Annotated in this window: 7 protein-coding genes and 1 pseudogene; all 8 read left to right on the top strand. The window is 28.6% G+C overall.

Annotated elements, in window-relative coordinates; translation table 11 throughout:
* Window positions 1-137 precede the first annotated feature (137 nt).
* The 8 genes and pseudogenes from QVZ41_RS14420 (at window position 138) to QVZ41_RS14390 (ending at window position 5,508) form a co-directional block, all read left to right on the top strand.
* The gene (locus QVZ41_RS14420; RefSeq protein ID WP_302885349.1) at window positions 138-749 is read left to right on the top strand and encodes a hypothetical protein; all 612 of its coding nucleotides are present in this window, start codon (window positions 138-140) and stop codon (window positions 747-749) included.
* A 224-nt stretch (window positions 750-973) separates the two neighbouring features.
* Window positions 974-1,522, top strand: a complete 549-nt coding sequence (locus QVZ41_RS14415) for a hypothetical protein (RefSeq protein ID WP_302885348.1) — start codon at window positions 974-976, stop codon at window positions 1,520-1,522.
* Window positions 1,523-1,745: 223 nt separating this feature from the next.
* On the top strand, window positions 1,746-2,357 hold the full coding sequence (locus tag QVZ41_RS14410) for a hypothetical protein (RefSeq protein WP_302885347.1): 612 nt from the start codon (window positions 1,746-1,748) through the stop codon (window positions 2,355-2,357).
* Window positions 2,358-2,710: 353 nt separating this feature from the next.
* Window positions 2,711-3,193: a helix-turn-helix domain-containing protein gene (locus QVZ41_RS14405; RefSeq protein ID WP_302885346.1), complete on the top strand. Its 483-nt coding sequence runs from the start codon at window positions 2,711-2,713 to the stop codon at window positions 3,191-3,193.
* Between the two features lie 212 nt (window positions 3,194-3,405).
* Window positions 3,406-4,272: a hypothetical protein gene (locus tag QVZ41_RS14400; RefSeq protein WP_302885345.1), complete on the top strand. Its 867-nt coding sequence runs from the start codon at window positions 3,406-3,408 to the stop codon at window positions 4,270-4,272.
* Window positions 4,273-4,519: 247 nt separating this feature from the next.
* Complete coding sequence (locus tag QVZ41_RS14395) at window positions 4,520-4,747, top strand: hypothetical protein (RefSeq protein WP_302885344.1); 228 nt, start codon at window positions 4,520-4,522, stop codon at window positions 4,745-4,747.
* A gap of 173 nt (window positions 4,748-4,920) precedes the next feature.
* Window positions 4,921-5,202: pseudogene (locus QVZ41_RS14615) on the top strand (isochorismatase family protein); the annotation flags it as partial.
* 6 nt (window positions 5,203-5,208) lie between these two features.
* On the top strand, window positions 5,209-5,508 hold the full coding sequence (locus tag QVZ41_RS14390; RefSeq protein ID WP_302885343.1) for a hypothetical protein: 300 nt from the start codon (window positions 5,209-5,211) through the stop codon (window positions 5,506-5,508).
* The last annotated feature ends 285 nt before the right edge of the window (window positions 5,509-5,793 follow it).

The raw sequence follows: 5,793 nt of genomic DNA, 5'->3' as shown, positions 1-5,793 counted from the left end.
ACACCGGCTAACAAACAAAGCTAATTTTGTGCTTTACTAAGGTTCGGTTTCTTCTTTTTTTCTGTATTTTAGGTCGATAATTAATCGGCTTGTAAAACGCTCCGTTTGCTAGCCAAAACCGTTACCACAAATTTGAAATGAAAAAAAACAGATTCCTTGAAAAGTTTGAAAAAAAAAGTAATACCGAATTAGAGGAAATTATTTCTGACAATAAAACTTATGTTAAAGAAGCTAGAAATGCAGCATTTGAAATTTTACAAAATCGTGATAAAGAAAATGAAACTGTTTTAAAAGTTGAAAATGAAATAAAGGCTAAAATAGAACAAAACAGAATTATTGAAGAGAAACGAAAAAAAGAAATCTCAACTGAAAATATTTTTGAAGAATTAGATAATCCTAATTTATACTCTAAAAAAGTAATAATGGGATTTTCATGTTTTTTTTCGACAATATTTGGTAGTATACTTTTAATGCATAATATGGATAAAACTGATAATTCAAAAGTTAAAATATATGTTATGTCTTTTGGAATATTATATACAGTATTCACTATTATTCTTATGAATACTCTGAATATAAATGGACTTCCATTGATCTTTAATCTAATTGGAGGTTGGATTTTAAATAATTTCTTCTGGAATAAATATATAGGAGAAAACATTTCATTCAATGAAAAAAATTATACTAAACAAGTTCTTATTTCTGTTTTAATAATAATTCCTTTTGTTTTAGCGATGATTTATTCTTAAAAAAAATGTGGTAACACCGGCTAAACTTCATGCGGGTTTTGTGCTTACTTCAAAGTTTTGTGTATATTTACTAAGTCGCCAAATCTTGTTGATTTGGCTTTGTGAAACAAAGAAACAAAACCAAACAAAAAGCTTCGGCTTAGTCCGTGTTCGAAAATCTTGTCGATTTTCAACCCCGCACAAAGCCTAGCCAAAACCGTTAGCACCAATTAAACGACATTACATTGACAGATAATCTCAATATATTTAGAAACGAGTTTTTAGGAGCAAATACTTGGGCTCAAAGAAAGGATGGTGTTCCTCTCGACTTGCTTGACAAATTGACAAATGAAGAATTGAAGATTGCGGAAATTGAGCTAATAAAAGTTGCAAGCCTAAAGGACAACTGGCCAATAGTTGGACTTGGGCACATAAAATCAACTTCGGCACTTACGACACTTTATGACTTGCTTGAAAAGAGTAAACGTGGAATGAAAGTAACTATTGCACATTCAATTTTTCAAATTTGTCAAGACACCAAAATGATTGGAATTGTTCTTGAAACAATGCCTAAAATAACAGGTGAATTTGAACTGATTGACGTTCTATATTATTTGCCTGACTTCAAGGACAAAAGGATAACGGAGTTACATCATACTTATCGAAATCATAAGGACTATTTAGTTGCATATAATGCGACAAGATATCTTGGTTTATCTACAAACGAAGTAGTTGAAAAATGCCGAGACAAGAAAAAAAATAGAAGTATTTGGGACAAATTAACAGGAAAATAACTGGTGCTAACACCGGCTAAACTTCATGCGGGTTTAGTTCTAACTTCAAAGTTTTGTGTATATTTACTAGGTCGCCAAATCTTGTTGATTTGGCTTAGTTAAAAACAAAGAAACAAATCCAAACAAAAAGCTTCGGCTTAGTTGCGTGTTCGAAAATCCGCAGATTTTCTTCCCGCACAAAGCCTAGCCAAAACCGTTGTGTGTAACCTGAAAAAAAAATTAAATGAATAAAATTCTTATATTTTTTGCTTTTCTAATTACACTTTCATGTGGACAAAAAAATCAAAAAGAAATCACTTCAATCAATGAAAAAACAGAGATTATTAATTCTGAAAATTATATAAATGATTCAATCAAAAAAAAGATTTTTAAAATTGCCTACGATAATCAAAGCACAGCCCCAAGCTATATTGTTTTTAAAGTAAAAAACTTAATTAATGGAGAAACAAAAGAAATTTGTTGTGAAGCACCATTTTTATCTGGAGCAATGCATCGAGAATTAAATATTGGGTATAGTAAAGTTGAAATAAAATATATTGACAGTATAATATTGAAAAATAGCCTAGATTTTTTTGAATTTAAAAATCCAGAAGCTTTGAAAAATATTGACTTTAATAATTATCCGAAAAAAAAAGAAATTGATAGTATTTCAAAAAGATATAACATAAAAAAATATTGCTCTAACGACTCAATAAAAAGATTTCATTTTAAAAATGATACTATTTCTTCACAAAAAACATTTGCTCATGTAATGTTTAATCATGGAATCATAATAAATAGAGATTGTTTTGCAGGAAATAATATTTCGATATATAATTCTGAAAATAAAAACTAGAAGAAAAAAGGCAACACACAACACCGGCTAAACTTCATGCGGGTTCTGTGCTTTCTCAAAAGTTTGTGTATATTTACTAAGTCGCCAAATCTTGTTGATTTGGCTTTGTGAAATCAAAAAAACAAAACCAAACAAAAGCTTCGGCTTAGTTGCGTATTCGAAAATTTTGCCGATTTTCTTCCCGCACAAAGCCTAGCCAAAACCGTTATGGCCAAGTGAAAAAAAATATTGATATAAAACTAAATATCAGTAATTTAAAACTAAAGTCGGGTGAAAGTCGGGTGAAATACGAAGAAAAAACTGTTATGAACTTGTGACAAAATGTATTCTTGTCAAAGATTTTTATATAAATAATGAAACAACCAGAATTAGGACAAAAAGTATTAGAGCTGAGAAAAGAAAAAGGTTTAACACAAGAAGAATTAGTTGAAAAATGTAATATAAATGTAAGAACATTACAAAGAATTGAATCTGGTGAAGTTAATCCTAGAAGTTTTACAATTAAGTTAATTTTTAATGCTCTTGATTATGATACAACTGAAAATTTAACAAAGGAAACGAATCAATTAAAAGTCAATCTCGATAATTTTGTTGAGAAAATACACAGACAAATACAAAATATAAACTACATGAAAAATTCAAAACTTTTTTTTTATAACTATTTCTTAGCTACTGGAATAATTTGGTTCTTATGTGCACTTTCAATTATTACATTTAATCTTAACTTTAAGATAAGAGAAATTATATTGACAATAATTATTCCTCTTGCTTTTTCAATATTTTTACAAATTACAAAAACTGATAAAGTTCAAAATTCTAAAGAAGAAGAAAACTAAAAACACCAAGCCATAACACCGGCTAAACTTCATGCGGGTTCTGTGCTTTCTCAAAGTTTTGTGTATATTTACTAAGTTGCCAAATCTTGTTGATTTGGCTTTGTAAAACCAAAGAAACAAACCCAAACAAAAAGCTTCGGCTTAGTCCGTGTTCGAAAATCTTGTCGATTTTCAACCCCGCACAAAGCCTAGCCAAAACCGTTAGCAGCAAGATGTCGAAAAAAAATATAGATAAACGAGATATTCAATTAGGAGAACAGATTCAAAGTGGTTTATATGGTAAAGAAGCTATAAAAGATGCCAATATTTATAAAGAGATATCCAATACTGGTATAGAAACTTTTATTAAAAATATTAATGATTTTTATTCTAAAGAAATAGAACCTGTTTTTAAACCATATCCGCATGCATTAATAGAAATTATTTTAACACTATTTTTCAAGAATAATTCAAAAGATGTCGAATTATCAGATTGTTTTGCTTTAATTTTTCAAAAGAAAATTGAAGGAACTAGAAAATCTTATATAAAAGATAAATATATTAATATGTTAGAAGCTGGTCATGCTTCTAAACAATCTTTATCAACAAATAATCCTCTAATTATATGGGAATTAGCAAAAAATAGTTTTCTAGCATATAATGAATTTCTTAATGTTTTAATTGGTGTAATTCTTATAAATTATCGTTACTCTATTGGAAAAACATACAAGTTTAATACACTTGACAACCATTATGGTAATAAAGTTAACCAATTAATTGAGTTAAAACCTGAGAATCAATGTTATCAATATTTATTTGAATTATTACAACCAGATATTAGAAACGCTATTGGACATCAAAATATTTGGTTCGAAAAATCTAGTAATACAGTTACATATTTAAATGACAAAACTGGTTTAAATGAAACAATGTCAATAAAAGATTTTATTCTTTTAGATTCTAAAGCTTCATATTTAGCAGAAGCATATTTAGTATCTATAAGCACTATTGCAATCTTTTCATTTGGAACAACACTAGATCGAGCAAGATTACCAAAAGAATTATTTTTATTAATAATGAAAATTAATTCATCTAAATAAAAAATCCTGCTGCTAACACCGGCTAAACTTCATGCGGGTTTTGTGCTTACTTCAAAGTTTTGTGTATATTTACTAAGTCGCCAAATCTTGTTGATTTGGCTTTGTGAAATCAAAAAAAACAAATCCAAACAAAAAGCTTCGGCTTAGTACGTAATCGAAAATCTTGTCGATTTTCAATCCCGCACAAAGCCTAGCCAAAACCGTTGTGGTGCATTTTGAACAAAAAACTTAAATTTTCCTAAAAATTATGCAAGAAACTATTTACATCAACGATTTTGATTTAACTTCTTTTGTTTTTTTAATCATTATAGGTTTTACTTGGTTACTTCCATTATTAATAATTATTGCTTCCCGTAAAACCAAAGGTCGTGAAAAATTAGCTTGGATATTAGCTGTCATTTTCATTTCATGGTTTGCTTGGATATTTTATTTATTACTTGCTCCTATTAATAAAACAGAAAATCCAGATAAATGAAGAAAAAGCTCTTTTAATTATTGACATGCAAAAAGGTCCGTTTACTGAAAATCTCCACGATTTGATACAAATGGTATCGTTAAAAGAATAAATGAGCTTGCCAATATTTTTAGAAATAATAATTCACCTGTTTTTTTATTCAACAAGATGGAACATAATCTGGAGAATTTGAAAAAGACTCTAAAGAATGGGAAAATTTAGACGAACTAATTGTAAATAATAATTACATTTTAATTGACAAATACTCTAGCGATGTCTTTTATAAATCTAAACTTCAAAATAAACTCAACGAATTAATCATAACTGATTATACTACGGATTTTCGTATTGAATCGACAATTCAATCTGCTCTTACAAAAGATTATGATATAATTGTTTACGAAAACGGACATACAACAGCAAATAGACCTCATTTAAAAACAGAGAAAGTAATTGAGCACTATAATTGGGTTTAGAAAAACATGATACCTATAAAAGGTAAAATTGAAGTGAAAGATTTTGAGAAAATAAAAAACGACACCACAACACCGGCTAAACTTCATGCGGGGTTTGTGCTTACTTCAAAGTTTTGTGTATATTTACTAAGTCGCCAAATCTTGTTGATTTGGCTTTGTGAAATCAAAGAAACAAAACCAAACAAAAAGCTTCGGCTTAGTTGCGTGTTCGAAAATCTTGGCGATTTTCTTCCCGCACAAAGCCTAGCCAAAACCGTTGCCCAAAATAAAATCGTAGCTGCGTTTTTCATAAAAATATTCCTATAAATCGAAAATTATTGCTTCTCTCCTATTTTAAAAAACTTCATAAAATAAGAGCATTTTTTGGCTGAAAATTATTGACTTTTTTTGTTGAGTATAAAAAATTAAACAAAAATATTACTATCAAAAAACAACATTTTTCTTGGCTGAAAAACTTGTAGAAATTCTGACAAAAAAGTTGTGTTGAAAAAATCGTAACTGTGAAAATTATTAAGTTTTCGAGAAATTATTTAAACATAAAAAAATCATGTTTTCTTGAGAAATGAAGAACAGTAAAAACGCGTAGGAAAT

Source organism: Wenyingzhuangia gilva, assembly GCF_030519655.1.
GTDB lineage: Bacteria > Bacteroidota > Bacteroidia > Flavobacteriales > Flavobacteriaceae > Wenyingzhuangia > Wenyingzhuangia gilva.
This window is presented reverse-complemented; position numbering and strand designations above follow the sequence as displayed.